The organism is Streptomyces sp. NPDC088157, assembly GCF_044741545.1.
Taxonomy (GTDB): domain Bacteria; phylum Actinomycetota; class Actinomycetes; order Streptomycetales; family Streptomycetaceae; genus Streptomyces.
Genome location: NZ_JBIUSU010000003.1, coordinates 882,457 through 908,249 on the forward strand (window position 1 = coordinate 882,457; position 25,793 = coordinate 908,249).

Here is a 25,793-nt window from a genome sequence, read left to right on the forward strand (position 1 = left end):
GTCACCTCCCGTTCCTCTCCAGTGCCGCCCTCTCCACGGCCGCGTCGAACGCCTCGCACACCATGTGCACCGCCACCAGGTGGAGTTCCTGGACGGTCGCGGTGGAGGAGCCCGACACGCACAGCGCCTCGTCGCTGCCGGCCGTCAGCGGGTTGGGGGCCGGGCCGGTCAGCGCCCACACGGTCAGGCCCGCCGCACGTCCGGCGTCGGCGGCGGCCAGCAGGTTGGCGCTGGCGCCGGAGGTGGACAGCAGCAGCAGGACGTCGCCGCGGCGGCCGTGGGCGCGGACCTGGCGGGCGAACACCTCGTCCACGCCGTAGTCGTTGGCGATGGCGGTGGTGGAGGAGGTGTCGGCGTGCAGCGCGAGCGCGGAGAACGGCGGGCGGTCGTCGCGGTAGCGGCCGACGAGTTCGGCGGTCAGGTGTTGGGCCTGGGCCGCGCTGCCGCCGTTGCCGGCGGCCAGCAGCCGTCCGCCGCCGCTGAGGACGGCGGCAAGTCGCTCGCCCCAGCGCTCGGTCAGATGAGCCCGTTCCCGGAATCGGGCCAGGGCGTCGAGCAGTTCGTCGCAGTGCGCGGTGACGGACGATTCGGCGTCGGTGCTCATCAGGCGACCTCCGTACGCAGTTCATGGCCCAGGGCGGTCTGCCGGTGGACTTGTTCCACTCCGTCCGCGACGCGCCGCCAGGTGTAGCGGGCGAGCACACGCTCGCGGCCGGCCGCGCCGAAGCGGTTACGCCTGCGCTCGTGTCCGAGCAGGTCACGGATGGCGTCGGCGATCGCCGGGACGTCGCCCGGCGGCACGAGCCGTCCGGTGCGGCCGTCGGCGACGGAGTCCCGGTGGCCACCGACGGCGGTGGCGACGACGGGCGTCCCGCAGGCCATGGCCTCCAGCGGAACGATGCCGAAGGGCTCGTACACGGGAGTGCACAGGACCAGGTCCGCGCCGGCCATGAGCGCCGGCATCCGGCGCGGGTCGACGGCGCCGAGCAGGCGCACCCGGTCGGCCACGCCCTGCTCCTCGGCCAGTTCCAGCAGCCGTCGGGCCTCGGGCTCGGCGTGCAGCCGGTCGGGGGGCGGGCCGCCGGCGATGAGCAGTTCGGTGTCCGGGATCCGGGTGAGGGCGCGGATCGCCTGGTCGTAGCCCTTGCGGGGGACCAGTCGGCCGCAGGCGAGCAGCCGGTGCCGCTGCTCCCGCAGGGGGGCGGCGGCGGTGTCCGCCCCGGGGTGGAAGTGGTCGGCGTCGACGCCGCACGGCACCACGGACACCCGGCCGGCGGACACGCCCATGGCGGCGAGCTCCTGAACCTCGTCGGTGCAGGTCGCCAGGACCCGCTCACAGGTGCGTCCGATCTGGCGTTCGATGCCGATGCGTTCGATCGGACTGGTGTCGTCCCGGCCCTGGTGGCGTCGCTTGACGGTGCCCAGGGCGTGGAACGTCTGGATGACCGGGATGCCGTGCGAGTGGGCGCCGATCAGGGACGCCATGCCGGACATCCAGAAGTGGGCGTGCACCACGTCGGGCCGCTCCCGGCGCCAGGCCCGGGACAGGTGGACGGCGAAGGCGGGCATGTGCTCGAACAGGGCGTCCTTGGGAATCACCTCGGGCGGACCGGCCGGCACGTGCTCGACGACGGCGCCGCCGGGCAGCGGCACACGGTCGGGCAGGTCGGCCGCGTCGCGCCGGGTGTAAACGGTGACGTCATGGCCGCGACGCGCCAACTCCTCCGAGAGTCGGGCCACATACACGTTCTGGCCGCCGGCGTCGACACCGCCGAGCGCGGCGAGCGGACTCGCGTGCTCGGACACCATGGCGATCCTCATCGGGTCACCTCCTTCAACAGCCGCTCCCAGTCGTCCAGGAAGCGGGACAGCCCGTAGCGGGCGAGCGCCGCCGCGCGTGCTCCCTCGCCGACCGTGCGTGCGTGCAGCGGGTCGGCGACGAAGTCACGGACGGCATCGGTCAGTACGTCGATGCGGTTGGAGACCACCCCGGCGCCCGGCGGCACCGCCTCGCCGACCTCGGTGGTGGCGAGGGCGACCACGGGCATGCCGAGGTGCATGGCCTCCAGCAGGGACAGGCCGAGGGAGGTCCAGCGCACCGGGTGGAGGTAGAGGCGGCGCCTGGCCATCGCCACATGCAGCTCGCGCTGGACGAGTTCGTGCGAACGGCAGCGCTCGGGCGGCAGACCGAGGTGGTCGGCGAGGCCGTCGGTCTTCATGCCGAAGACGTCCAGCGGGGCGGCTTCGGCGAACGCCGGCAGCAGGTCGGCGCCGGTCGTACGGCCGCGCCGGATCGGCTCGTTGACGGCGACGGCGGCGTGCGGGATCTCGCCGGTCCACAGGGGGCCGGGGTCGACGATGCCGTGTTCGATGACGGTGGCGTCGGCGGTCCCGGCGTCCCACATCAGGCGGTTGAAGTGGGTGACGTGGACCAGCGGCACACCGGGCAGGTCGGCGACCGGGTGCCGGGTGTCCGGTACTCCGGGAGAGCCGTGGGGGGCGTTGTGCTCCAGGTACACCATGGGCGGGCGCCGACCCAGCCACTGCTCCGCGAGGGCGTGCTCGTGCGGGCGTTGCAGGATCACCACGTCGATGTCCGCGTCCCTCAGCCGCTCCGGCGGGAGCTCGACCACCGAATCCGGCCAGTCGAAGGTGCGGGCGCGGCCGAGACCGTCGGGCCCGCGGTCCGGCGTGACGGGGACGACGTACGTGTGCGGGCCCTGCACGAAGGCCGTGGTCCACGACCCGTGCACGTGCCAGATCAGGATCCTCATTCCGCGACCATCACCTTCTCCACGGCGGCCACCACGTCCTCGGCGGTCACCGACTCCAGGCACGGATGGCCGGGCACCGGACAGTTCCGGGCGCGGCTGTCCACGCAGGGCGCGTGCTGGTCGCCGAGCAGCACGTACGGGACGCCGTAGGGGCGCCAGCGCTCGGCCGGGACGACCGGGGCGAACAGGGAGACGACGGGGGTGCCGACGGCGGCGGCGAGGTGGGCGGGCCCGGTGTTGCCGGTGACGACGGCCCGCGCTCCGGCGAGCACACCGGCCAGTTCGACGGCGTCGGTACGGCCGCCGAGGTCGAGGCCGTGCTCGCCGGCGACGTACGCCGTCAGCTCGCGCTCCCCTCGGCCGCCGGTCACCACGACCCGCTGTCCGGCCGCCGTCAGTTCACGCACGGCCTCGGCGCACCGCCGGCGGCTCCAGGCCCGGGCGGGGACGCTGGCCCCGGGGTGCAGTACGACGTACGGCTCCGGGCCGGTCAACCGGGTGGCCCTGGGCGGGGTCAGCACGCGCAGCAGACCGTCGTCGACGCGGGGGAAGCCCGCCGCCTCGGCGAGGTCGAGCGCGGCCTCCGCCTCGTGGGCGTGCGGGGCGCGCTGGTGGCGCACGTCGAGCAGCGAGCCGGGGTAGTCCATGCTGTCGGCGGCGATGTGCGCCACGCCGGCCAGGCGCAGCAACAGGGCGGCGGGCAGAGGGGACTGGTGGAAGGAGGTCAGGATCAGCGCCGCGTCGGCGTCGATCGTGTCGACGAGCAGCTCCACCTCGCCGCGGCCGACCGGCGGGGGCGTGAAGCCCACCCAGGGCGCGTCCCAGACGAGGATGTCGTCGACGCCCGGCAACATGCGGGCCGCGGGGGCGCCGAGCCGGCCGCACAGGACGGTGACGTGGTCGGCCCGAGCGGCGACAGCACGGATCGCGGGTCCGGCGAGCAGCACGTCGCCGAAGCTGTCCAGGCGGCTGACGAGGGCTCTCATCGGATCCTCCCGGTGGTGCCGTAGGCGGCCTCGACGGGCCCCTCGTCGGCAAGGCCGGGTCCGAGCGGCAGCCGCCCGGACAACATCGCGCGCACGGCGGTCGGCAGATCGCGTGCCACGTGTTCGGCAGCCGCTGTCTCCTCCGGCCGGGTCTGCGCGGTGGGGACGAGGACGCCGAGGGCGCCGGCCCGGCTCGCGGCCTCGACGTCGGCGCCGATGTCGCCGATCACGGCGATCCGCTCCGGCGGGGTGCGCAGCCGGTCGGCGGCCCAGAGGATCATGCCCGGGCGGGGCTTGCGGCAGTGGCATCCGTCGTCGGGGCCGTGCGGGCAGACGGCCCACACGTCGAAGGGTCCGAGCAGCGCGTCGATCCGCTCGTTGACCCGGCGGACGTCGGCGGTGGAGAGCAGCCCGCGCGCGATGCCGGACTGGTTGGTGACCACGCCGGTGCCGATCCCCCGGGCGCGCAGCAGGTCGAGCGCCTCGTGGGCGTCGTCGACCGGGCGGACCAGGTCGGGGTCGCCGTTGTAGGGGACGTCATGCACGAGGGTGCCGTCGCGGTCGAACAGCACGAGGTCGATGTCGTTCACCGCGTCACCTCCGGCCAGGGGGCGGCGTCGCGGTGGCGCCACAGGCCGCTCGTCCAGTGCCAGGTGGCCGCGGGCGGGATGAGCACGCTGGTGGCGAGCATGGTGTCGACCTCGTGCCGGGTGCGCGGGCCGGGAGCGATGCGCGCCCAGGCGAACTCGCCGGTACCGGCGGCCCAGCCGAGCGCGGCGGCCGCGGCGGCCCGGCGCCGCCCGGCCACGGCGAGCGCGCAGGCGGCCAGGCCGGCGGCCGTGATCGCGAGGTGGTTGCGCAGCCGGCCGCGCGGCGCCAGGGCCCGGTGCCACCAGTCGGGACCGTGCAGGCGCCGCATCAGGGCGTCGTCGGCGTTGCCCCGCTGGGCGCGCAGCGACACCCAGCGGTCGGCGGGCCGCACCGGATGCCGGGTGGTGCGCCGCCCCTGTACGACGCGCCATCCGGCGTCCAGCACCCGTAGGGCGAGATCGGCGTCCTCGCGGAAGGCCCGCCGGAACCGCTCGTCGAAGCCACCCACCTGCTTCAGCGCCGTGGCGCGGAAGGCCATGTCGGCGGTGATCCAGCGCGCCTGCGCCAGACCGGCGGTGCCGCGCTCCCAGTCGGTGGGCCGGCGCTCCCCAGGAAGCGGTACGGCGATGACGCCCTGCACGCCACCGGTCTCGGGGCCGGCTTCCGCCAGGTCCTGGGAGAGCTGGTCGCACCAGTGGGGGCCGACCTGCACGTCGTCGTCGAGGAAGGCGACCCAGGGCGCGGTGACCGCGCGCGCCCCGCTGTTGCGGGCGGCGGCGGGCCCGCGCCCGCCACTGTGGATCACCAGGGTGCGCTCGCGCAGCTCGCCGAGGACGCTCAGCGGGTGCTCCAGCGCGCCGGGGTCCGGTTCGGGCTCGGGCCGGTCGTCGACGAGGACGATCTCCTCGGGCTTCGGACCGGTCGCGGCGGCCAGCGCGGCGAGGCAGTCGGCGAGCGTGTCGCGGACCAGTGTGGGGATGACGACGGCGTACGCGGTCATACGTCAGGCCCTCCCGAACATCGCGCCCCGGCGCACCGCGAAGGGCCCGATGGCGAGCAGGTCCACGGGAGCGGAGCCGAAGCACTCCAGGGCGTCGCGCGGATCGTCGACCATGGGCCGGCCGGCGGTGTTGAGGCTGGTGTTGACCACCACGGGCACCCCGGTGCGCTGCTCGAACGCGGTCAGCATGCGCGCCACGAGAGGCTCCTGGCGGGGGTCGACGGTCTGGATGCGGGCGGTGCCGTCGACGTGCACGACGGCCGGAATACGGTCGCGCCACTCCGCGGCGACGTCGTGCACGAACAGCATGTACGGGCTGGGCAGCGGGCCGCCGGAGAACAGCTCGTGGGCGCGTTCGGCGAGCACCATGGGCGCGACCGGCCGGAACTCCTCGCGGCCCTTGACCCGGTTCAGCCGCTCCAGGTTCTCCGCCCGGCCCGGGTGGGCCAGCAGGGAACGGTGGCCGAGGGCGCGCGGCCCGTACTCGCTGCGTCCCTGGAACCAGGCGACGACGCCGTCCCGGGCCAGTTCCTCGGCGACGGCCTCGGCGATGTCGGCGGGCTCCTCGTACGGAACGCCGGCCTCCTGGAGCCAGGCGCGGATCTCCTGGTCGCTCCAGCCGCGGCCGAGGTCGGCGCCGGGCATGGGCTCCGGGTTCTCCGCCAGGTGCAGGGCACCGCCGAGCGCGGTCCCGGCGTCCCCGGCGGCGGGTTGGACCCAGACGTTCCGGTACGGCCCACGGGCGGCGATCTTGGAGTTGGCGACGCAGTTGAGGGCGACGCCGCCGGCCAGGGCGAGGGTCTCGCCGCCGGCCTCGCGGTGCAGCCAGTGCACGAGGTCGAGCAGGACTTCTTCGAGGACGGCCTGGGTGCTGGCGGCCAGGTCGGCATGGTCCTGGTTCCATGGCTCGCTCTTGCCGCGGGGCGGGGCGAGGGCGGCCCAGTCGACGCCGTGGGCGCGGAAGCCGCCGTCACCGGTGGCGTGCACGTACTGCCGCAGCTGGGGCAGGAAACGGGGCTTGCCGTAGGAGGCGAGGGCCATCACCTTGTACTCGTCGCTGCTGCGCAGGAAGCCCAGGTGCTGGGTCAGGTCCTCGTAGACCAGGCCCAGCGAGTCGGGCAGCGGCTGCGTGAAGAGGGTGTCGAGCTTGCCGTCGTCGTAGCGGCCTGCCAGGTGGGAGGCGCTCTCGCCGCGGCCGTCCAGCACGAGAACGGCGCTGTCGGGGTGCGGGGCGGCGCGTCCGGCGGAGGCGGCGTGCGCCACGTGGTGCGGGACGAAGACGACCCGCTCGGGGTCCAGGCCCGGCAGCGCCTCGGCGAGGAACTCGGGGGCGCGGCGGGCGTAGTCCTGGCGGACCGGGTCCCAGGGGTCGTCCAGGCCCATGTCGGCGGCGGGCCGGGCGAGCTTGGGGTCGTAGGAGTAGGTGACGGCGTCCAGCTCCTCGGGCCGGACGCCGGCGTGCTCCAGGCACCAGCGGGCGGACAGCTCCGGCAGCTCCCAGGCGGAGAACGGCACCGGCCGTTTGCCGTGCTTGCGGCGGCTGAAGCGCTCCTCCTCGGCGGCGGCGACCGTGCGGCCGTCCACCAGGAGGGCGGCGGCGGGATCGTGGAACAGGGCGTTGATTCCAAGAATGCGCATAGGTGCTCCGTCCCGGGCGGCGTCCGACGTCATTCCGGTCTCAGCGAGTGCCGCACTGCAGTTGTCTCAAACATGTAGAGACAACTCATCCGGTGATAGGCCAGACGTCCCATGTCAAGTAGTCGTTTGTCACGCAATGTGCTGACACGGCAGAGGCTGCGTTCAGGCGCCAAGCGCTGCCTCAGGCGGCCACGGACCGCGAGAACCAGCCGATCGTCCGCTTCAGGCCCTCGGTCCAGTCCACCCTGGGCTGCCATCCGAGCCGCTCCCGAGCCAGCCGGGTGTCGGGGCGGCGCCGGCCGGGGTCGTCGACCGGACGTTCGACGAAGCTGATGCGGGAGGAGGAACCGGTGATCTCGACGATGCGGCGGGCGAGGTCGAGCATGGTGATCTCCTCGCCGCCGCCGATGTTGACCGGGCCGGGTTCACCGGAGGCGGCCAGGGCCAGGACACCGTCCACGGTGTCGGCGACGTAGCACAGCGAGCGGGTCTGGCTGCCGTCACCGGCGACGGTCAGCGGCACGCCGTCCAGGGCCTGCGAGATGAAGGCGGGGACGGCGCGGCCGTCCCCGGTGCGCATGCGCGGGCCATAGGTGTTGAAGATGCGGACGACGGCGGTGTCGGTGCCGTGCACCTGCCGGTGTGCGGTGACCAGGGCCTCGGCGAAGCGCTTGGACTCGTCGTAGACGCTGCGCGGGCCGACCGGGTTGACGTTGCCCCAGTACGTCTCGCGCTGCGGGTGCTCCAGCGGGTCGCCGTACACCTCGGAGGTGGAAGCCAGGACGAGGCGGGCGCCGTCGGCACGGGCCCGCTCCAACGCGTGGCGGGTGCCCGTGCTGCCGACTTCCAGCGTCTCCAGCGGCAGCCGCAGGTAGTCGACGGGCGAGGCCGGGCACGCGAAGTGCAGCACCAGGTCGAAGCGGCCGGGCAGTGCCCGCCAGGCCGCGGGGTCGGTGGCGTCCGCGTGCACGAAGCGGAAGCCGGACTGCTGCCGGAGTTCGGCCACGTTGCTCCGGGAGCCGGTGGCCAGGTTGTCGAGGCACACGACGTCACATCCGGAGTCGAGCAGCCGACCGCACAGATGGGATCCCACGAATCCGGCGCCGCCGGTCACCAAGGCCCGGCGCCAGGTCTGTCGGCGCATGGGACCCTCCTCGCTCTTCGGTTCACTTGCGTGGCCGCTTGAGTAACCGGACCCGACGGTTGCATGCGTGGAACCGACGGGTGTCCCCCGCCGCCGTTCGGGCACCCGGCCCGAGACCCCACGGGACGAATGAGGAGGAAACGTGCAGCTGTCATTCCTGGAACCACTCTTCGACCGGCCCGGCCCCTGGGCCACCGTCTACTTCGACCCCGGCGAGAACGACGAGTCGGGCGCCAAGCGGCGCGAGCTGTCCGCACGGGACGTCTGCCGGACGCTGGAGGAGCAGGGGGCCGACGCCGAGACCACCGGGGCGCTCCACGACGTCCTGAACGGCATCAGCCCCGCCGGGGACCCGGCGGGCCGGGTGGTATTCGCCACCGGTGGCGAAGTGGTGCTCAGCCATCGTCTTGCCCGCCCGCCGCAGCGACACCTCGCGTCCTGGGCTCCACTCCCCCGGCTGACGCCGCTGCTGGAACTGTGCGGCCAGGACCCCGTCTGCCTCGTGGCGTACATCGACCGGACCGGCGCGGACTTCGAACTGCGCGGGGCGGCCGGGCCGCGGGACGCCGGGCGAGTGGAAGGGCGGCAGTACCCGGTGCACCGTACGGCCTCGGCGGACTGGTCCGAGCGGCATTTCCAGCTCAAGGTGGAGAACACCTGGGAGCACAACGCCGGCGAGATCGCCGAAGCGCTGAGCACGGCGTACGAAGAATGCGGCGCCGAACTGGTGGTGCTGGTCGGCGATCCCCGGGAACGGCCGGCGGTGCACGAGAGGCTCCCCGACGCCGTCCGCGCGGTGACGGTGGAGACCGAGCACGGAGGCCGCGCCGCCGGCTCGTCCTCTCCCGCCCTGGAAGAGGCCATCGAGCAGGCCCGGCACCAGCACACCCGCCGTCGCGTCGAGGAGGCGCTGGACCGCTTCCGCGCCGGACGCGTGGGCACCGACCGGCCGACGGACGCGGTCGAGGGCGTCCCGGCCGTGGTGGAGGCGGCACGCGAGCACCGCATCGACACGTTGCTGGTCCGGCCCGACGGATCCGACCTGGACCGTGAGACGTGGGTGGGCGAGCGACCCGACCAGGTCGCGGTGCGCCGGACCGACGCGCAGACCCTGGGCGAGAGCGATCCCGTCTCCGTACGCGCGGACGACGCGCTGCTGCGCTCGGCCGCGGTCACGGCCGCCGACGTCCTGGTCATTCCCGCTGTGGATCCTCAGGACACCTCGGACGGTTCGGACGGTTCCGAGGCGTCGGGGGAAGACGCCGACATCCCGGTCGGCGGTCTCGGCGCCCTGCTGCGCTGGACGTACGCGCCCACCGCGGGGTGACGACGGCAGACGGGGCCTTCCCGGCCGACCGGCGGACCGTAATGGACGTCCTGGCGGCGCACCACGCGACCGGCCCCGTGCTGGAGGCGGCGCGCAGCCTGCCGGACAGCGGCTCCTACGCGAACGTGACCGAGATCGGCGACGCGCTCGGCACGGGGCGGCGAACAGGCTGAGACGCGGGATGTCTCACGCCCCGAGTTTCGACACCATGATGTTCAAAGTGGCGGCCAGGGCGTCGAGTTCGCGTTCCGAGCGGGCGCCCGGCGTCGCCTGGCGGGTGAGTTCCTCGCCGAAGACGACCTCGAGGGCACCGGCGTAACGGTCGGACCCGAGGTCGTCGGCGGGCACCACCTGGGCCCGGCCCTCCACAACGACGAGGGTCGACCCGTCGTCACACGCCTCGAGCGACTCCCGCACATGCTCCCGCCTGACCGGCCCGGTGCCTTCGCCCCCCTGTGCGGCCTGCGCGGACTTCTGGACACCGGCAAGAGGGTCGTCCCGCGCCGTTCCCGTTCCGCTCGGCGACGGGTAGCCCTCGGCGGCACTCGCCGTGCCCGGCAGGACCCGCTCCCGCGCCTGGCTCTCCCCACCGGAATGAGCCCCCGGCTCCTCGTCGCTCCGCGCCCGGGCCTACCTGTCCGGCTCTTCCGCGGAAGGCGTCTGCTCGCTCATCGGTTCATCTCCTCCCTCGGAGGCCGGGATGCGGCGGGGGTAGGAGAAAGGAGGTGCGCGCGCCGGCTGAGCACTGGACGGGAGGCCGTGCACCGTACGAGGCGGGACTTCCCGCACGGCAGGTGCGTCCAAGGAGGTTGGAGTGCGTCTTCATCACAGCCGTCCCACCGACCCCGGCTACCGCCGCCTGCGCCACGGACGCGGCTTCCGTTACGTCGACGCCCACGGTGAGCCGCTGCGTGATCCCGAGGAGCTGGTCCGTATCCGGGAGCTGGTCATACCGCCGGCCTGGCGGGACGTGTGGATCTGCACCCGGCGCAACGGGCATCTGCAGGCCGTCGGCACCGACGCGGCCGGACGCCGCCAGTACCTGTACCACCCGCAGTTCCGTGCGGCGCAGGAGCAGGCCAAGCATGAGCACGTGCTGGATGTGGCCGAGTCCCTGCCCGCCGTACGGGAGGCGGTCGAGGGGCATCTGCACGACCGCGGACTGACCCGGCGGAGGGTCCTCGCCACCGCGGTGCGCCTGCTCGACCTCGGCTTCTTCCGCATCGGCAGCGACCGCTACACCGCACTGAACAACAGCTACGGCCTCACCACGCTGCTGCGAGAGCACTCCCGCTGCCAGGCCGGCGCGATCCTGTTCGCCTACACCGGCAAGCACGGCAAGGAGATCATCCAGACGGTCGCGGACCCCGCCGCCTGCCGCAGCCTCACCGCGCTGCTGCGGCGCCGGGGCGGCGGTGAACGGCTCCTGGCCTACTGGGACCGGCAAACCTGGCACGACGTGAGCGGCCATGACGTCAACGCGTACCTCAAGGAACTCACCGGTCTCGACATCACCGCCAAGGACTTCCGAACCTGGCACGCCACCGTACTGGCCGCCGTCGCGCTGGCCGTCTCACAGCCCGTCGCACGCAGCGAGACCGCCCGGCGCCGTGCCATCGCCCGGGCGGTGCGCGAGGTGTCCGGCTATCTCGGCAACACGCCGGCCGTCTGCCGGGCCTCCTACATCAACCCGCGGGTGGTCGAGTTGTACGAGGAGGGCGTGACGGTGGCAGCCGCGCTGCCCCATCTCGGCGACGAGGGCGCGTACGGCGTCCCCGCGACCCAGGGACCCGCCGAACGGGCTGTGCTGCGCATGCTCCGCAACGGACACGCACCCGAGGGAGCGTAAGGAGCATGGCCTTTTCCTTCCCCCGGCTCTCGGCCCGATGTCCGCCGCGGCCAGCGCCGGCCGCCTGCAGGGACCGCCCCGCCCCTTCCGGCTCGTACCCGGATCGCCGGCCGAGGTGACTCGGTGGTCTCGGGCACCCGTCTGCCGTCGGAGCCGGACACGACAGCACCGGCAGGGGCCGAGCCCAGGGAGGTAACCTCGCGGTCCAAGTGCGTGTGGCGTTACGGCTACGACTCACTCACCGGCACCCTGGTGGCTGCGTGCTCGGTCGTCAAGGCTGCTCGTTGCGTTCGACAGGACCCCATGGCCCGGGCTGCTCCTCGATCACCCTCGTCACCTCTTCGATGACCACGTCGGCGACCCATGCCAGCGGCTCGACGTGAGTCACCAACGGCTCATTGTCGGGACCGCGCCCGTTTTCCCGGCCTCGCAGCAACCATGGCCGTACGCCATCCCCTCGGTGACGAGGCAGGTGACAGTAGTCGTACAAGCGGCGAGCGACCCAGATGCGCACCGGCCGGTCGCGCCACCAGGGCTCGACGTCCAGCGAATTGGCGGACAGCCCGGGAAGAGACACACCTGTGAGCTCGTCCCGACTGGAGGTGTCGCGCAGGTCCGTCTCCGGTCCAAGTGACCAGCGGACGTACAGGCGGTCTTGCCGACGGACCCTTTCGGCGACCTCGTCGAGCGTGTGCAGAGTGGTCAGCGCGGTGATCATGCGCTTCTCGCGCAGCGCCCGTACATGGCCGACACTCTCACCTACTGAGGGTGGTCCGGACGTTGCGCGGGCGGTGTGCCACCGCCTTCGCCGCCACCTTTGGCACCCCGGTCCGTTCCGTGCACCCTGCCCCCGTGCACCGACTCCTGCGATGCCTCGAGCTCCCGGCTGTCCTGTGGGGTGCTCGCACCTTTGTCGCTACGCCGTATCTCTGGTTGCTGTGGATTCGACATCGCGCTCCGTCCTCGTTCTTTTTCCGGTATCGGCGGACATCTCGCCCTGCCGGCCAGTGGTCCGGGTAGCCCAGCCCTTCCGGTGGCAAACGTCAGAGGCACGTGAGGTACGGCGGCGCAGTGGGGCGGCGGAGCCGGCCCGCAGGGTGGGTCAGCAGCTCACGCCCGCGAGCGCGCCATGGCCTGACGGTCCACGACGCCCGGCCGCAGATCCAGGAGCGATCTGATCGCCAGGCCGGCTTCGCCCTCGCCGTCCTCGAAACGTCCGCGCCGTCCGCGCCGCCGACGTCGTCCCGGCCGACCTGTTGGCCGAGCGCCGGCCGTCCGGGACAGCGGTTCCTCGAAACACCGGAAAGGACACGCTCCCGGCCCGCCCCGCCGGGGACGAGCCGGCCGAATGCTCAGAGCACGGTCGCCCCCGTCATCCCCGGCTGGTCGAACTGCGTCCGGTGCAGTTCCGCGTACCGCCCGCCGATCGCCAGGAGTTCCTCGTGCGTGCCGCGCTCCACGACGATGCCGGACTCGACGACGAGGATCAGGTCGGCGGCGCGTACGGTCGACAGACGGTGGGCGATGACGACCGCCGTACGGTCCGCGAGGGCCTCGGCCAGGGCTTCCTGGACGGCCGCCTCGGAGGTGTTGTCGAGATGGGCGGTGGCCTCGTCGAGGATGACGACGCGCTGACGGGCCAGCAGCAGCCGGGCGATGGTCATGCGCTGGCGCTCACCGCCGGAGAGCCGGTAGCCGCGTTCGCCGACGACCGTGTCGAGGCCGTCGGGAAGGGAGCGGACGAGATCCTCGAGGCGGGAGCGGCGCAGCGCGTCCCACAGTTCGTCCTCGGTGGCTCCGGGGCGGGCGAGCAGGAGGTTCGCGCGGACGCTGTCGTGGAAGAGGTGGCCGTCCTGGGTGACCATGCCGAGGGTGGCCCGCAGGGAACCGGCGCTCAGATCACGGACGTCGACCCCGCCGATACGGACGGCGCCCGCGTCGACGTCGTACAGGCGCGGCAGGAGCTGGGCGATGGTCGACTTGCCCGCGCCGGACGAGCCGACGAGGGCGACGGTCTGCCCGGGGTCGGCGCGGAAGGAGACGCCGTGCAGGACCTCGGCGCCGCCGCGGGTGTCGAGGGAGGCGACCTCCTCCAGGGAGGCCAGGGAGACCTTGTCGGCGGACGGGTAGCCGAAGCGGACGTCGTCGAACTCGACGGAGACCGGGCCCGGGGGCACCTCGCGGGCGTCCGGCTTCTCCGCGATGAGCGGCTTCAGGTCGAGCACCTCGAAGACCCGCTCGAAGCTGACCAGGGCGCTCATCACCTCCACGCGGGCCCCGGCGAGGGAGGTGAGCGGGGCGTACAGGCGGGTCAGGAGAAGGGCGAGGGCGACGACGGCGCCCGGTTCGAGAGTGCCGTTCAGGGCGAGACGGCCGCCGAGACCGTAGACGAGGGCGAGGGCCAGGGCGGAGACGAGGGTCAGGGCGGTGATGAAGACCGACTGGGCGGTGGCCGTACGGACGCCGATGTCCCGGACGTGGGCGGCACGGGCCGCGAACTCCGCCGACTCCTCCTCGGGTCGGCCGAACAGCTTGACCAGCGTGGCGCCGGGCGCGGAGAAGCGCTCGGTCATCCGGGTGCCCATCGCCGCGTTGAGGGCGGCCGCCTCGCGCTGCATGCCGGCCATCCGGCTGCCCATGCGCCGGGCCGGGAGCACGAACACCGGCAGCAGGGCGAGCGCGAGCAGCGTGACCTGCCAGGACAGGGTGAGCATCACGGCGAGCGTGAGCACCAGGGTGACGAGGTTGGAGACCACTCCGGAGAGGGTGTTGCTGAAGGCGCGCTGGGCGCCGATCACGTCGTTGTTGAGTCGGGAGACGAGCGCACCCGTACGGGTACGTGTGAAGAACGCGACCGGCATCCGCTGCACATGATCGAACACAGCCGTGCGCAGATCGAGGATGAGTCCCTCCCCGAGCGTCGCCGAGAGCCTCCTGCCCAGGATGCCGAGCGCCGCCTCCAGCACCGCGATGACCGCGATGAGCAGGGACAGCCGGACGACCGCGTCCGCGTCGCCGTGCGACACGATCGCGTCGACGACACGTCCGGCGAGGACGGGCGTGGCCACGGCCAGCAGCGCGGTCAGCACCCCCAGCAGGACGAACAGCGCGATGCGGCGGCGGTGCGGGCGGGCGAACGCGCCGATGCGGCGCAAAGTCACCGGGTCGAAGGGGCGGCGTTCCTGCTGGGCGTTCATGACGCTGTACAGCTGCGTCCAGGCGGTGCTCTCCATGCTCATGGGAACGACCGTAGAACCTCGAGCAACCTTGAGGTCAAGATTTTCCCCACATGCCCGTCGAAGACGTCCTCGGTGACAGTGGCGTCGACGGCGGCAAAGTCGACGTGCCCGGTGACAGAGTCGACGTGCCCGGTGACAGAGTGGTCGCGCTCGGTGACAAAGGATCAGACGAAGGACCCGATGACCGTACGTAATGTTCCGTCCCCGCTTCCGCAACCCGCAGTTGGCACCGTGCGGAGAGCCTCTTCGAGTGTGACAACGGTTCCTGTTCCCGTACCCGTACTCGTCCCCCTTCCCCCGGGCAGGCCGGGCCGGCGCGTGCCGGTGCGCCGGATGCTGTGTCTGCTTCCGCTTCTGCTCGTCACCGTGGTCGCGGTGCGGCACCGGTCCGTGCTCGTCGAGGGCTTCGCACAGTTGCGGAGCGCCGAGTGGCCCTGGCTGCTGGCCGCGGTCGGGGCGACCTGCCTGACGTGGGTCGCGGCGGCCGTCACCCGACAGGGCGCGGTGGTGGAGCGGCTGCCCGCACGGCGGCTGCTGGCCGCGCAGTTCGCGGCGGGCGCGGCCAACCACCTGCTGCCGACGGGACTGGGCGCCAGCGCGGTCAACCTGCGGTTCATGACCGTGTGCGGGGTCCCGCTGGCCCGCTCCTCCGCGGCCCTCGCCCTGTACGTGCTGGCGGAGGGCGTGGCCCGGGTCGGGCTGCTGGGTGTGCTGCTGCTCGTCTTCCCCGACGCGCTGAGGCTCGGCTCCCTGCTGCCCGACGGGGCGCTCGGCCCGCTGCTGGGCGGGATCGGGGCGGCCGTGCTCGTGGTGGCGGGCGCGCTCGCGCTGGTGCGGCGGCTGCGGTCGGCGGTCTGCTCCTTCCTGCGCACCGCGCTCGGCGAGGCGCGCTCGGTGCACTCCCGTCCGGCCCGGGTGCTGGCCCTGTGGGGCGGCTCGCTGGCCTTCCCGTTGCTCCAGGCGGCCGGTCTGGCCGCGGTGGGACAGGCGTTGGGGCTGCCGGTGCCGGTGGCGCACGTGGCGGTCGCGTATCTGGCGGCGACGGCGGCGGTCGCGCTGGTCCCGACGCCGGGCGGGATCGGCTCGGTGGAGGCGGCGCTGATCGTGGCGCTGGTGGCGGCGGGCGGCCCGGTGGCGATCGCCACGGCGGTGGTCCTCGGCTACCGGATCATCACGGTGTGGCTGCCGCTGCTGCCGGGAGCGTTGACGCTCGGGGCGCTGGTACGGATGAAGGTCATCTGAGGCGGTCACCGACGTGGGCGGCCGCCCGCCCGCGTACGCCGTCCCGGCGCTGCCGCATCAGGGCGCCCGGGCGGTTTCCAGCCACCCCGGCCCGCCCGTCGCGCTCGCCCCCGCCCCGCCCCGCCCGCCCGTCGCGCTCGCCCCAACCCCCGCCCTCGCCCGACGGGCCCGCACCACCGCACGCGCGGAACGCGCCGCGCCGCCGCACCGTCCCACACCGGCCCGACGGCGCTCGCACCACCGCACGCGCGGAACGCGCCGCGCCGCCGCACCGTCCCACACCGGCCCGACGGCGCTCGCACCACCGCACGCGCGGAACACGGCTCCGCACTCATCCCTCCCCGGCCCGACGGCGCCCGCACGTGCGGAACGCGCCAACGCGCTCGCCCCACCCCGGCCGCGGCTCCCGCCCCGCCGGTTCCCGTACCACCGCTCGTGGCGGACGGCCGCGAGCGCGGCCCCGGATCGCACGCGGTGTCCGCGGTTGGCCGAATGCGTCGCCCGAGCTGCGGGATCCCGCCATCCCGGCCGGATCCTCGGGTACGAACTCCCGTGCCGGATACGGCAGGATGGACGGTCGCGCCCGTTCTACGGACGGGCGCGACCGCACACCCCGGAACGAACAGGTGACATCGTGACGAGACTTCACATCCGGCCGTCGGCGGCGGCCCCGTGTGCCGCGGATCGACTTCCCGGAGGTGACCGGTGAACCGCGCCCTGACCCTGGACGACGGAGTGATCGCCGGAATCGCCCTGGCGACCGGCCTCCTGGCCGCCTTCCTGTCACGCACACTGCTGCGCTGGCTGGCGAAGCACGCCAAGCGCACGAGGTGGAGTGGCGACGACGTCGTCGTGGACGCGCTGCGCACCGTGGTGCCGTGGTCGATGATCGCCGGTGGCGCGGCGGCCGCGGCCGCGGTGCTGCCGCTGACGAAGGCCGTGCAGCACACGGTCAACCAGTGCCTGACGGTGCTGCTGATCTTCGTGGTGACCGTGTCGGCGGCGCGGGTCGTCGCCGGGCTGGTGCAGTCGGTGACCTCCTCCCGCTCCGGCGTCGCCGGGTCGGCCACGATCTTCGTGAACATCACCAGGATCCTGGTCCTGGCGATCGGCTTCCTGGTGATCCTGCAGACGCTGGGCATCTCCATAGCCCCGCTGCTCACCGCCCTGGGCGTCGGCGGTCTGGCCGTCGCGCTGGCTCTCCAGGACACCCTCGCCAACCTCTTCGCGGGCATCCACATCCTCGCCTCGAAGACCGTCCAGCCCGGTGACTACATCAAGCTGAGCAGCGGCGAGGAGGGCTACGTCGAGGACATCAACTGGCGTCAGACGACCGTGCGCGCGCTCTCCAACAACCTCGTCGTCATCCCCAACGGGCAGCTCGCCAAGACGAACATGACGAACTACATGCGTCCCGAGCAGCAGTTGACGATCCTGGTGCAGGTGGGCGTGGCCTACGACAGCGACCTGGAGCATGTGGAGCGGGTGACCTCGGAGGTCATCGCGGAGGTCATGACGGGCGTCGACGGCGCCCTCCCGGACCACGAACCCGCCATCCGCTTCCACACCTTCGGCGACTCGCGGATCGGTTTCACGGTGATCCTGGGCGTCGGCGAATTCAGCGACCAGTACCGGATCAAGCACGAGTTCATCAAGCGCCTGCACCGCCGCTACCGCGAGGAGGGCATCCGGATCCCGGCGCCCGCCCGCACCGTCGCGTTGCAGTCGGGCACGGTCGTCATCCCGCAGCAGCGGACCGGCGACGGGGTCGTGCAGGGCGAGCTGCCCGCCCTGCACGACTGACGGAGGCCGATCCGCTCAGAGGGTGGCCGAGTTCTCGTGCCACCGCGCGCCCGCCAGGCGGCGCGGGGCGGTGAGGGACGGCGTCACCGGGGTGACCGTCCAGTCCGGATGGCCGGGCATCCTCGGTGTCGTCGTGCCGTACAGCCAGTCCCGCAGGAAGCCGGACACGTCCTGGCCGCCGGCCTGGGAGGCGATGGCGATGTAGTCCTCCGTCGACGCGAAGGAGTTGCGGTGGCGGGCCAGGAAGGTCCGTTCGACCTCGTGGAAGGCGTCCTCGCCGATGAGTTGCCGCAGTGCGTACAGGACGAGGACGCCGCCGAGGTAGCGCTGGCTGTCGAAGAGGTTGGCCGCGTTGGGCGCGGCGACCGGGCCGGACGTCTTGCGCCACTGGTCGCCGCGGGCGTAGGTGTCCTTCATCCGGGCCTCGAACGTGGTCAGGCCCAGGGAGTCCGGCCAGCCCCGCTCGTAGCGGTACAGCAGCCCGTAGAAGTCGGCGTGGCCCTCGTTGAGCCAGAGGTCGGCCCAGGTGGCGGGGCTGACGCTGTTGCCGAAGTAGGAGTGGACCAGCTCGTGCATCATGTGCGAGCCGATCTTCGGCTCCGCCTGGAGCAGGTAGTTCGGCTTGTAGAGCGTGAGGGTCTGGGTCTCCAGGCCCGTGAAGTCGAAGGCCTGCGGGTCGTCGGAGTTGCAGGGCAGCAGCCCGTACGTCTCGAAGGGGTAGGCGCCCAGCCGCGCCTCGATCCACTCGACCAGGCCCGGGGTGAGCGCGAGGGCGGGCTCCAGGGCCTCGGCCCGCGCGGTCGGCACGACGTCGCGCAGCGGCAGTCCGTGCGGGCCCCGGCGCTCCTTGACGACGTAGTCGCCGACCGTGATCTGCACCAGTTCGGTGGCGATCGGTGAGCGGGACCGGTAGGTGTACGCGGTCCGGTCGCCCGCCAGGTTCTCCGTGCACACCAGCGAGCCGCTCGCGACGGCGCGCAGGGTGGCGGGGACGGTGATGCGGAAGGTGAAGTCCGCCTTGTCCGACGGGTGGTCGTTGCAGGGGAAGACGGTGTGCGCCGAGTCCGGCTGGGGGCAGATCGCGAACCCGTCCGCCGTGGGGACCCACGCGGTGTGGGCGAGCGTACGGCGCGGGTCCGCCGTGTAGGTCACGCACACGGTGACCCGGGCGCGGGCGGGCAGGGCCCGGACCGGGGTGATCCGCAGCTTTTCGTCCACCTGCTCGAATTCGGCGGTGCGGCCGTCGACCCTGACCGTGTGTATCTCCAGACCCAGGGCGTCGAGCGAAAGACGGGTGAGGTCCTGGGTGGTGCGCAGCTCCAGGGTCGCCGTCGCCTCGACGAGGGCCGTCGACGGGTCGTAGGAGAGGTCGAGGTGGTAGGCGCCGACGCGGTAGCCGTCGTTGCCGAGGGTCGGGAAGACGGGGTCGCCGAGGGTCTCGGGGGCCGGGGCTGCGTCGGTCTTCGGGTTCGCGTACGCCGTGTTTCCCCCGGCCAGGACTGCTGCCGTGCCGATCAGCGCGGCCGCCGGGGCCGTCACTCTGGTGCGATATCTCATGGTCCGCTTTCGCTCGGGCGGCCGAGTGGTCGGTCCGGCCGTCGGATCAGGTCGACGATCTACCTGCATGACCACGAAAAGCGGAACTTCGGTTGCACCGAAAATGAAACATGTACATGCCGAGACAGGAGGACACCCCTGTCGAGCCGATCCCCGTCACGAGATATCTTGATGTCGAGCAATGTTGCAGACGTGGAGCGGAGCACCCGGTGACTGACTCGACCATCATCTATACGCACACTGACGAGGCCCCGGCCCTGGCGACGTATTCCTTCCTGCCGGTGGTCCAGGCCTACGCCTCGCAGGCGGGTGTCGCGGTCCAGACGCGGGACATCTCGCTGGCCGGGCGCATCATCGCCGTGTTCCCGGAGTACCTGGCCGAGGACCAGCGGATCCCGGACGCGCTGACCGAGCTCGGCGAGCTGGCCAAGACGCCCGAGGCCAACATCATCAAGCTGCCGAACATCTCGGCGTCGATCCCGCAGCTCAAGGCCGCGATCGCCGAGCTGCAGGCCCAGGGCTACGCGCTGCCGGCCTACCCCGACGACCCGAAGACCGACGAGGAGCGGGACATCCAGACCCGCTACGACAAGGTCAAGGGTTCCGCCGTGAACCCGGTCCTGCGCGAGGGCAACTCCGACCGCCGCGCCCCCGCGTCGGTCAAGAACTACGCGAAGACCCACCCGCACCGCATGGGCGCCTGGTCGTCGGAGTCGAAGACCAACGTCGCCACCATGGGCGAGAACGACTTCCGCTCCACCGAGAAGTCGGTCGTGATCTCCGAGGCCGGCACCCTGCGGATCGAGCTGGTCGGCGACGACGGCTCCACCAAGGTGCTGCGCGAGTCGGTACCGGTCCTCGAGGGCGAGGTCGTCGACGCCTCCGTCCTGCACGTCGCGCCGCTGCGCGAGTTCCTCACCGCGCAGATCGCCCGGGCCAAGGCCGAGGACGTGCTGTTCTCCGTGCACCTCAAGGCCACGATGATGAAGGTCTCCGACCCGATCATCTTCGGTCACGTGGTGCGCGCCTTCTTCCCGAAGACCTTCGCGAAGTACGGCCAGACGCTCGCCGCGGCCGGCCTGACCCCGAACGACGGTCTGGGCGGCATCCACAAGGGCCTGGAGTCCCTGCCGGAGGGCGCCGAGATCAAGGCCTCCTTCGACGCGGAGCTCGCCGAGGGCCCGGCCCTGGCGATGGTCGACTCCGACAAGGGCATCACCAACCTGCACGTGCCGTCCGACGTCATCGTCGACGCCTCGATGCCGGCCATGATCCGCACCTCCGGCCACATGTGGGGCCCGGACGGCCAGGAGGCCGACACCCTCGCGGTGCTGCCGGACTCCTCCTACGCCGGCGTCTACCAGGCCGTGCTCGACGACTGCCGCGCCAACGGCGCCTACGACCCCTCGACCATGGGCTCCGTCCCGAACGTCGGCCTCATGGCGCAGAAGGCCGAGGAGTACGGCAGCCACGACAAGACCTTCGAGATCCCGACCACCGGCACGGTCCGCCTCGTCGACCAGGCCGGCAACGCGGTGATCGAGCAGACGGTCTCCGCCGGCGACATCTTCCGCGCCTGCCAGACCAAGGACGCCCCGATCAGGGACTGGGTGAAGCTGGCCGTCACCCGCGCCCGCGCCACCGGCGACCCGGCGGTGTTCTGGCTGGACGAGACCCGCGCCCACGATGCCAACCTGATCGCCAAGGTCGAGCAGTACCTGGCGGAGCACGACACCGAGGGCCTGGACATCCGCGTCCTGAACCCGGTCGAGGCGACCAAGCTGTCGGTGGAGCGCATCCGCCGCGGCGAGGACACCATCTCGGTGACCGGCAACGTGCTGCGTGACTACCTCACCGACCTGTTCCCGATCCTGGAGCTGGGCACCAGCGCCAAGATGCTGTCGGTCGTCCCGCTGATGGCGGGCGGCGGCCTGTTCGAGACCGGCGCCGGCGGCTCCGCGCCGAAGCACGTCCAGCAGCTGGTCAAGGAGAACTACCTGCGCTGGGACTCGCTGGGCGAGTTCTTCGCGCTCGTGCCCTCCCTCGAGCAGTACGCCGACTTCACCGGCAACACCCGCGCCAAGGTCCTCGCCGACACGCTCGACCGCGCCACGGCGACCTTCCTGAACGAGGACAAGTCCCCGACCCGTCGCGTCGGCGGCATCGACAACCGCGGCAGCCACTTCTTCCTGTCCCTGTACTGGGCGCAGGAGCTGGCCCGGCAGACCGACGACGCGGAACTGGGGAAGGCCTTCGCCCCGCTCGCCGAGACGCTCGCCGCGAACGAGCAGACCATCGTCGACGAGTTGCTCGCCGTCCAGGGCAAGCCCGCCGACATCGGCGGCTACTACCAGCCCGACCCGGCCAGGGCGGCGGCGTTCATGCGCCCGTCGACCACCTGGAACGAGGCCCTGGCGTCCCTGAGCTGACGCACGGAAGCACTCGACCGCAGCCCCGACCGCACCCGCCGGCCGGGGCTGCGGTGCGTTCCGGCCCGTCCGCAGGTGCCCCCTCCGGGGGAGTTCGAGGACGAGGCCCTTCGGGCCGAAAGCGGGTCCGGGGGCGGCAGCCCCAGAGGCGATGAGCCCCCGCTCGAGCGAAGCCGGGAGCGGGGGAGAGCAGGGCGGCGGGGGTGGGGGGAGCAGGGCGGCGGGGGTGGGGGGAGCAGGGCGGCGGGGGTGGGGGGAGCAGGGCGGCGGGGGTGGGGGGAGAGCAGGGCGGCGGGGCCGAAACACCACGCTGACCTCAGCAGACGCCGCCAACCCCCTTTCGTGAACGTTGCGTTGCACGCCCCGCCCGCCGCTGGCCCACGCCGGAGCGCTGTGCTTACCTCAAATCCATGACCGTGCTCGTGACCCGCCGCCACGTCGACTACGTGCGCGTCACCACCACGGGTTGTCGCGCCGCGAGCTGACCCGCCCCGGCCGCCCACCCCACTTCCGCGCCGCGTCCTCGCACGCGCGCTCAGTCACGCCCTTTCGCACGAGGAGCACCATGAGCCAGCCCATCGACTCCGTCACCGCCGGTCACACCCCCGACGAGCCGTCCGCCGGACCCGACACCTCCGCGTGGTCGTTCGAGACCCGGCAGATCCACGCCGGAGCCGCGCCCGACCCGGCGACCGGCGCCCGCGCCACGCCGATCTACCAGACGACGTCGTTCGTGTTTCGGGACACCCAGCACGCCGCCGACCTGTTCTCGCTCGCCGAGCCCGGCAACATCTACACCCGCATCCACAACCCCACCCAGGACGTCTTCGAGCAGCGGATCGCCGCACTGGAGGGCGGGGTGGCGGCCGTGGCGCTGGCGTCGGGGCAGGCCGCGGAGACCCTGGCCATCCTGACGCTGGCGAGCGCGGGCGACCACATCGTCTCCAGCACCTCGCTGTACGGCGGCACGTACAACCTGCTGCGGCACACCCTCCCGAAGTTCGGCATCGAGGTGTCGTTCGTGGACGACCCGGACGACGCCGAAGCCTGGCGGGCGGCGATCCGCCCGAACACCAAGGCGCTGTTCGCGGAGACCCTGGGCAACCCGCGCGGCAACGTGCTCGACGTGCGGGCCGTCGCCGACGTGGCGCACGCGGCGGGCGTGCCGCTGATCGTGGACAACACCGTCCCGACGCCCTATCTCCTGCGGCCCCTCGAGCACGGCGCGGACATCGTCGTGCACTCCGCGACCAAGTTCCTCGGCGGCCACGGCACGACCATCGCCGGTGTGGTCGTCGACGGCGGCACCTTCGACTTCGGCGCGCACGCCGAGCGCTTCCCGGACTTCACCGAGCCCGACCCCAGCTACCACGGTCTGCGGTACTGGCCGGCGCTCGGCCCGGGGGCGTTCGCGATCAAGCTGCGGGTGCAGCTGCTGCGCGACCTCGGCCCGGCCCTGTCCCCGCACTCCGCGTTCCTGCTGCTCCAGGGCGTGGAGACGCTGAGCCTGCGCCTCGAACGGCACTCCGCGAACGCGCAGGCGCTTGCGGAGTGGCTGGAGCAGCGGGACGAGGTGGCCGCCGTCCACTACCCGGGCCTGCCGTCCAGCCAGTGGTACGAGGCGGGGCAGAAGTACCTCCCGCGCGGTGCGGGCGCGATCGTCTCCTTCGAGCTGCGGGACGGCGTCGAGGCGGGCAAGCGGTTCGTGGACGCGGTCGAGCTGTTCAGCCACCTCGCCAACATCGGTGACGTCCGCAGCCTGATCATCCATCCGGCGTCGACGACCCACAGCCAGCTGGACGAGGAGCAGCTGACGGCGACCGGCACCTCGCCGGGGCTGGTGCGGCTGTCGGTCGGCATCGAGAACCTCGCCGACCTCAGGGCCGACCTGGAGGCCGGTTTCCGGGCGGCCAAGGGCGCGTCGTCCTGAACGCCGTACCCGCCCTTCCGCATACGGGCGTCTCCCTCCCGCCGGCCTCCGGGGCCTGGCGGGAGGGGGACCCGCCGGGGCGCCGGCAGTGGTACGCGGCGCGGGAGCCGCTGCCTTTGGAGGCGGGCGGTGAACTGCCGGGCGCGCAGCTGGCGTTCGAGACGTGGGGGCGGCTCGCGCCGGACGGCTCCAACGCCGTGCTCGTGCTGCACGCGCTCACCGGGGACAGTCACGTCGTGGGTCCGGCCGGGCCCGGTCATCCGACGCCCGGCTGGTGGGACGGGCTGGTCGGGCCCGGCCGGCCGCTCGACACGGACCGGTGGTTCGTGGTCGCGCCCAACGTGCTGGGCGGCTGCCAGGGCAGCACCGGGCCGGCGTCGGCACGTCCCGGCGGACGGCGGAGCTGGGGCGGCGCCTTCCCGTTCCTGACCCAGCGCGACCAGGTGGCGGCCGAGGCGGGGCTCGCGGACGCGCTGGGCATCGACCGGTGGGCCCTGGTCGTCGGCGGGTCGATGGGCGGGATGCGGGCCGTGGAGTGGGCGGTGTCGTACCCGGACCGGGTCGAGGCCCTCCTCCTGCTCGCCACGACGGCGGCGGCGAGCGCGGAGCAGATCGCCTGGGCCGACGTCCAGCTGCACGCCGTCCGCGGCGACCCGCACTGGCGCGGCGGCGACTACCACGACGGCGGCCCGGGGCCGCACGCCGGGCTCGGCATCGCCCGGCGCCTCGCCCACATCACCTACCGCAGCGAGTCCGAGTTCCGGATCCGCTTCGGCCGAACGCCCCAGGACGGTGAGGACCCGTTCGGCGGCGGCCGGTACCAGGTCGGGTCCTACCTGGACCATCACGCGGCGAAGCTGGCGCGCAGGTTCGACGCGGGCAGTTATGTCGTGCTGTCGGAGGCGATGAACGCGCACGACGTCGGCCGGGGCCGGGGCGGCGTCCGGGCCGCGCTGGGGCGGGTGACCGCGCGCACCCTGGTCGCCGGCGTCGACTCCGACCGCCTCTACCCGCTCGCCCAGCAGGCGGAGCTGGCCGCTCACGTGCCGTCGGCCGACCGGCTCCGGGTCATCGAGTCGCCGTACGGGCACGACGGGTTCCTGATCGAGACCGAGCAGGTGGCGAAGCTGGTGCGGGAGGTTCTCGACACCGCGAGTCTCGACACCGGGAGACCCGGCGACCGCGGCCTCAGCACCGGAAACCCCCGCACCGACCCCCTCGGCACCGGAGGCTGAACGACGGCGAACCCGGCATGACCAGTCCCCGCGGCGGACTCGGCGCCGGGCGCTCCGCGATGACGCGCTCGGCACCGGGGGCCCGGGGGCTCGACACCCCGACAACCGCGGCCTCCGCACCGGGCTCCGGCGATGGCGTCACGGCACCGGAGGTCTCGGCCGGGCGGACGATGTGGCACCTTGATCACACGCCGCCGACCGACCCTCCAGGAGTTGCCCCGATGTCGTCCTTCGCCTTCCTGCCCGGTGCTCCCGACTCACCGGTGATCCTGCATGTGCCGCACTCGGCACGGGAGATACCGGCCGGGGTGCGGGCGGGCATCGTACTGGACGAAGGGGCGCTGGAGCGGGAGCTGGACCACATCACCGACTCGCACACCGCGGAGATCGCGGAGGAGGCGGCGCGGCTGGCGGGAGTGACGCCCTGGCGGTTCGTGAACCGGCTGTCCCGGCTCGTCGTCGATCCGGAACGGTTCCCGGACGACCGTGAGGAGATGCGGGCCGTCGGCATGGGGGCCGTGTACACGCGGACCACGCACCGTGAGGTGCTGCGGCCGGAGGAAACCGATCCCGAGCCGCTCGTCGCCCGCTACTTCCGGCCGTACGCGCGGGCGATGACCGACGCCGTCGCCGAGCGGCTGACGGCGGTCGGACGGGCCGTCGTCGTCGACGTGCACTCCTACCCCGTCGAGCCGCTGCCCTACGAACTGCACGGCGAGGGACCGCGGCCGCCGGTCTGCCTCGGGACCGACGCCTTCCACACCCCGCCCGGACTGCTCGCCGCCGCGCGGAAGGCGTTCGGGGAGGTGGGGGAGATCGGGTTGGACAGCCCGTTCTCCGGGGCGTACGTGCCTCTGGCGCACTATGGGAAGGACGCGCGGGTCAGCGCGCTGATGGTGGAGATCCGGCGGGACACCTACATGACCGAGCCGGGCGGACCGGCCGGGCCCGGCCTCACCGTGCTCGCCTCGGCCCTGGCGGCCCTCGTGGACGCGGCCACCGGCTGACCACAGGCGACCGGGCAGGCGAGCGGGGCGGGCGACGGCGGG

21 protein-coding genes are annotated in these 25,793 nt (G+C 72.8%); 9 read left to right on the plus strand and 12 right to left on the minus strand.

The genetic code is table 11. From position 1 onward, the window contains the following. Window position 1 precedes the first annotated feature (1 nt). The 8 genes from ACIPFH_RS15195 to ACIPFH_RS15230 all read right to left on the minus strand — a co-directional run bounded on the left by ACIPFH_RS15195 (window position 2) and on the right by ACIPFH_RS15230 (window position 8,133). Entirely contained in the window at window positions 2-604 is a 603-nt protein-coding gene (locus tag ACIPFH_RS15195; protein WP_401826557.1) for an SIS domain-containing protein, read from the minus strand. Continuing rightward, complete coding sequence (locus ACIPFH_RS15200; protein ID WP_401826560.1) at window positions 604-1,821, minus strand: glycosyltransferase; 1,218 nt, start codon at window positions 1,819-1,821, stop codon at window positions 604-606. The genes ACIPFH_RS15195 and ACIPFH_RS15200 overlap by 1 nt, the downstream gene beginning before the upstream one ends. Further along, window positions 1,818-2,774 (minus strand): glycosyltransferase, encoded by a 957-nt coding sequence (locus tag ACIPFH_RS15205; protein ID WP_401826563.1) that lies wholly within the window; start codon window positions 2,772-2,774, stop codon window positions 1,818-1,820. The genes ACIPFH_RS15200 and ACIPFH_RS15205 overlap by 4 nt, the downstream gene beginning before the upstream one ends. After that, window positions 2,771-3,760 carry a glycosyltransferase family 9 protein gene (locus ACIPFH_RS15210; protein WP_401826564.1) on the minus strand — a complete coding sequence of 330 codons (990 nt, stop codon included), beginning with the start codon at window positions 3,758-3,760 and terminating at the stop codon, window positions 2,771-2,773. The genes ACIPFH_RS15205 and ACIPFH_RS15210 overlap by 4 nt, the downstream gene beginning before the upstream one ends. Next, a complete protein-coding gene (locus tag ACIPFH_RS15215; protein ID WP_401826566.1) occupies window positions 3,757-4,350 on the minus strand; it encodes a D-glycero-alpha-D-manno-heptose-1,7-bisphosphate 7-phosphatase in 594 nt (197 codons plus the stop codon). The genes ACIPFH_RS15210 and ACIPFH_RS15215 overlap by 4 nt, the downstream gene beginning before the upstream one ends. Further along, window positions 4,347-5,351 carry a glycosyltransferase family 2 protein gene (locus ACIPFH_RS15220; protein WP_401826569.1) on the minus strand — a complete coding sequence of 335 codons (1,005 nt, stop codon included), beginning with the start codon at window positions 5,349-5,351 and terminating at the stop codon, window positions 4,347-4,349. The genes ACIPFH_RS15215 and ACIPFH_RS15220 overlap by 4 nt, the downstream gene beginning before the upstream one ends. Window positions 5,352-5,354: 3 nt before the next feature. Beyond that, the gene (locus ACIPFH_RS15225) at window positions 5,355-6,989 is read right to left on the minus strand and encodes a carbamoyltransferase (RefSeq protein ID WP_401826572.1); all 1,635 of its coding nucleotides are present in this window, start codon (window positions 6,987-6,989) and stop codon (window positions 5,355-5,357) included. A gap of 181 nt (window positions 6,990-7,170) precedes the next feature. After that, on the minus strand, window positions 7,171-8,133 hold the full coding sequence (locus ACIPFH_RS15230) for an NAD-dependent epimerase/dehydratase family protein (RefSeq protein WP_401826574.1): 963 nt from the start codon (window positions 8,131-8,133) through the stop codon (window positions 7,171-7,173). Window positions 8,134-8,275: 142 nt separating this feature from the next. Between ACIPFH_RS15230 and ACIPFH_RS15235 the strand changes: the two genes are divergently transcribed. Continuing rightward, the gene (locus ACIPFH_RS15235) at window positions 8,276-9,460 is read left to right on the plus strand and encodes a Vms1/Ankzf1 family peptidyl-tRNA hydrolase (protein WP_401826577.1); all 1,185 of its coding nucleotides are present in this window, start codon (window positions 8,276-8,278) and stop codon (window positions 9,458-9,460) included. Beyond that, a complete protein-coding gene (locus ACIPFH_RS15240; RefSeq protein WP_401826580.1) occupies window positions 9,457-9,633 on the plus strand; it encodes a DUF2795 domain-containing protein in 177 nt (58 codons plus the stop codon). The genes ACIPFH_RS15235 and ACIPFH_RS15240 overlap by 4 nt, the downstream gene beginning before the upstream one ends. A gap of 13 nt (window positions 9,634-9,646) precedes the next feature. Here the strand turns inward: ACIPFH_RS15240 and ACIPFH_RS15245 are convergent, their stop codons facing one another. Next, window positions 9,647-9,877 (minus strand): hypothetical protein, encoded by a 231-nt coding sequence (locus tag ACIPFH_RS15245; protein ID WP_401826583.1) that lies wholly within the window; start codon window positions 9,875-9,877, stop codon window positions 9,647-9,649. A gap of 397 nt (window positions 9,878-10,274) precedes the next feature. Here ACIPFH_RS15245 and ACIPFH_RS15250 point away from each other — a divergent pair, with 397 nt between their 5' ends. After that, window positions 10,275-11,309, plus strand: coding sequence for a DNA topoisomerase IB (locus ACIPFH_RS15250; protein WP_401826586.1), 1,035 nt, complete (start codon window positions 10,275-10,277; stop codon window positions 11,307-11,309). A gap of 271 nt (window positions 11,310-11,580) precedes the next feature. Here the strand turns inward: ACIPFH_RS15250 and ACIPFH_RS15255 are convergent, their stop codons facing one another. Both ACIPFH_RS15255 and ACIPFH_RS15260 read right to left on the minus strand, forming a co-directional pair. Continuing rightward, window positions 11,581-12,027, minus strand: coding sequence for a DUF6098 family protein (locus ACIPFH_RS15255; protein ID WP_401826589.1), 447 nt, complete (start codon window positions 12,025-12,027; stop codon window positions 11,581-11,583). 634 nt (window positions 12,028-12,661) lie between these two features. Next, the gene (locus ACIPFH_RS15260; protein ID WP_401826898.1) at window positions 12,662-14,542 is read right to left on the minus strand and encodes an ABC transporter ATP-binding protein; all 1,881 of its coding nucleotides are present in this window, start codon (window positions 14,540-14,542) and stop codon (window positions 12,662-12,664) included. A 339-nt stretch (window positions 14,543-14,881) separates the two neighbouring features. On the opposite strand from ACIPFH_RS15260, the gene ACIPFH_RS15265 reads away from it, so the two are divergent. Both ACIPFH_RS15265 and ACIPFH_RS15270 read left to right on the plus strand, forming a co-directional pair. Further along, complete coding sequence (locus tag ACIPFH_RS15265; protein WP_401826592.1) at window positions 14,882-15,790, plus strand: YbhN family protein; 909 nt, start codon at window positions 14,882-14,884, stop codon at window positions 15,788-15,790. A gap of 705 nt (window positions 15,791-16,495) precedes the next feature. Further along, entirely contained in the window at window positions 16,496-17,593 is a 1,098-nt protein-coding gene (locus ACIPFH_RS15270; protein ID WP_401826595.1) for a mechanosensitive ion channel family protein, read from the plus strand. A gap of 15 nt (window positions 17,594-17,608) precedes the next feature. Here ACIPFH_RS15270 and ACIPFH_RS15275 read toward each other — a convergent pair whose 3' ends face one another. Beyond that, complete coding sequence (locus ACIPFH_RS15275; RefSeq protein WP_401826598.1) at window positions 17,609-19,150, minus strand: M1 family metallopeptidase; 1,542 nt, start codon at window positions 19,148-19,150, stop codon at window positions 17,609-17,611. Window positions 19,151-19,359: 209 nt separating this feature from the next. Here ACIPFH_RS15275 and ACIPFH_RS15280 point away from each other — a divergent pair, with 209 nt between their 5' ends. From ACIPFH_RS15280 to ACIPFH_RS15295, 4 genes are all read left to right on the plus strand, one after another. Next, a complete protein-coding gene (locus ACIPFH_RS15280) occupies window positions 19,360-21,579 on the plus strand; it encodes an NADP-dependent isocitrate dehydrogenase (RefSeq protein WP_401826601.1) in 2,220 nt (739 codons plus the stop codon). Window positions 21,580-22,144: 565 nt separating this feature from the next. Continuing rightward, window positions 22,145-23,509, plus strand: a complete 1,365-nt coding sequence (locus ACIPFH_RS15285; protein WP_401826603.1) for a bifunctional o-acetylhomoserine/o-acetylserine sulfhydrylase — start codon at window positions 22,145-22,147, stop codon at window positions 23,507-23,509. Next, window positions 23,506-24,744, plus strand: a complete 1,239-nt coding sequence (locus tag ACIPFH_RS15290) for a homoserine O-acetyltransferase (protein ID WP_401826900.1) — start codon at window positions 23,506-23,508, stop codon at window positions 24,742-24,744. The genes ACIPFH_RS15285 and ACIPFH_RS15290 overlap by 4 nt, the downstream gene beginning before the upstream one ends. A gap of 221 nt (window positions 24,745-24,965) precedes the next feature. Then, window positions 24,966-25,751, plus strand: a complete 786-nt coding sequence (locus ACIPFH_RS15295; protein ID WP_401826606.1) for an N-formylglutamate amidohydrolase — start codon at window positions 24,966-24,968, stop codon at window positions 25,749-25,751. Window positions 25,752-25,793 lie beyond the last annotated feature (42 nt).

What these genes read in the sequence shown, in the direction of transcription:
- ACIPFH_RS15195 (WP_401826557.1), bottom strand. Translation starts at nt 604, where the DNA reads ATGAGCACCGACGCCGAATCGTCCGTCACCGCGCACTGCGACGAACTG.
- ACIPFH_RS15200 (WP_401826560.1), bottom strand. Translation starts at nt 1,821, where the DNA reads ATGAGGATCGCCATGGTGTCCGAGCACGCGAGTCCGCTCGCCGCGCTC.
- ACIPFH_RS15205 (WP_401826563.1), bottom strand. Translation starts at nt 2,774, where the DNA reads ATGAGGATCCTGATCTGGCACGTGCACGGGTCGTGGACCACGGCCTTC.
- ACIPFH_RS15210 (WP_401826564.1), bottom strand. Translation starts at nt 3,760, where the DNA reads ATGAGAGCCCTCGTCAGCCGCCTGGACAGCTTCGGCGACGTGCTGCTC.
- ACIPFH_RS15220 (WP_401826569.1), bottom strand. Translation starts at nt 5,351, where the DNA reads ATGACCGCGTACGCCGTCGTCATCCCCACACTGGTCCGCGACACGCTC.
- ACIPFH_RS15225 (WP_401826572.1), bottom strand. Translation starts at nt 6,989, where the DNA reads ATGCGCATTCTTGGAATCAACGCCCTGTTCCACGATCCCGCCGCCGCC.
- ACIPFH_RS15230 (WP_401826574.1), bottom strand. Translation starts at nt 8,133, where the DNA reads ATGCGCCGACAGACCTGGCGCCGGGCCTTGGTGACCGGCGGCGCCGGA.
- ACIPFH_RS15255 (WP_401826589.1), bottom strand. Translation starts at nt 12,027, where the DNA reads ATGATCACCGCGCTGACCACTCTGCACACGCTCGACGAGGTCGCCGAA.
- ACIPFH_RS15260 (WP_401826898.1), bottom strand. Translation starts at nt 14,542, where the DNA reads ATGGAGAGCACCGCCTGGACGCAGCTGTACAGCGTCATGAACGCCCAG.
- ACIPFH_RS15265 (WP_401826592.1), top strand. Translation starts at nt 14,882, where the DNA reads ATGCTGTGTCTGCTTCCGCTTCTGCTCGTCACCGTGGTCGCGGTGCGG.
- ACIPFH_RS15275 (WP_401826598.1), bottom strand. Translation starts at nt 19,150, where the DNA reads ATGAGATATCGCACCAGAGTGACGGCCCCGGCGGCCGCGCTGATCGGC.
- ACIPFH_RS15285 (WP_401826603.1), top strand. Translation starts at nt 22,145, where the DNA reads ATGAGCCAGCCCATCGACTCCGTCACCGCCGGTCACACCCCCGACGAG.
- ACIPFH_RS15295 (WP_401826606.1), top strand. Translation starts at nt 24,966, where the DNA reads ATGTCGTCCTTCGCCTTCCTGCCCGGTGCTCCCGACTCACCGGTGATC.